This window comes from Hydrotalea sp., assembly GCF_049968455.1.
Classification (GTDB): domain Bacteria; phylum Bacteroidota; class Bacteroidia; order Chitinophagales; family Chitinophagaceae; genus Hydrotalea.
The window spans coordinates 1-654 of record NZ_JBMFQT010000059.1 but is presented as its reverse complement, the minus strand read 5'-3'; the positions used below and the strand labels follow the sequence as shown (position 1 = coordinate 654).

At 34.7% G+C, this 654-nt stretch carries 1 protein-coding gene; it reads left to right on the top strand.

What is annotated here, in order from left to right:
- The first annotated feature begins 315 nt into the window (after positions 1–315).
- On the top strand, positions 316–642 hold the full coding sequence (locus ACP5P5_RS13695; RefSeq protein ID WP_428286677.1) for a hypothetical protein: 327 nt from the start codon (positions 316–318) through the stop codon (positions 640–642).
- Positions 643–654 lie beyond the last annotated feature (12 nt).

The following is a 654-nucleotide window of genomic DNA, read 5'->3' as shown; positions in this document are numbered from 1 at the left end:
CCTGGAAGCTTCTATTTCAAGCGGTATTTATTGGAACAATTAATTACTTAATTTTTAATAGAAATACTAGAGAGAAAATTGCAGGCTTTATTCTAAGAAAAAAGTCTACCTCAAATCATTAACTTCCGCCAACATTGCATTGCTAAAATGCCGGCTGACGAACAATCAGTGGGCATTTGTTTTTTAATCGGATTTAATTCCAACTTGACCTAATGCTATTGAACAACAGTACAATCAATGAACATTTGTACATTTACTCATTGTCTTGTCCTAAAATAGGTTGACGAATAATCGTCACTTAAATTTGGACAAAATATGTTAGAAAAAACAATTAACAAAGAGGTTATTATAGCCGAGTATTTAACAGGCGATTATAGTTATCGTCAATTAGGAGCAAAATATGGCATTGATTTTCGTAAAATTCATAGTTGGGTGAGTAAGTATAAAGGGAAAATAAAGCCGGTTAAGAAAGCTTCTAAAATGAAAGAGGAAGCAGCGGTATTGCCATCCGAGGTAAAGCAATTACAAGCTGAGCTTCTCAAGGCAAAGTTGCACAATGAAGTGCCGGAAGAGATGCTAAAACTATCTGAACAACACACCGGAATTGAGCTTAGAAAAAAGTTTGGCACCAAGCAATCCTGAATGTAGAACAAA

Coding starts and splice junctions, on each gene's coding strand:
- ACP5P5_RS13695 (WP_428286677.1), top strand. CDS start 316: ATGTTAGAAAAAACAATTAACAAAGAGGTTATTATAGCCGAGTATTTA.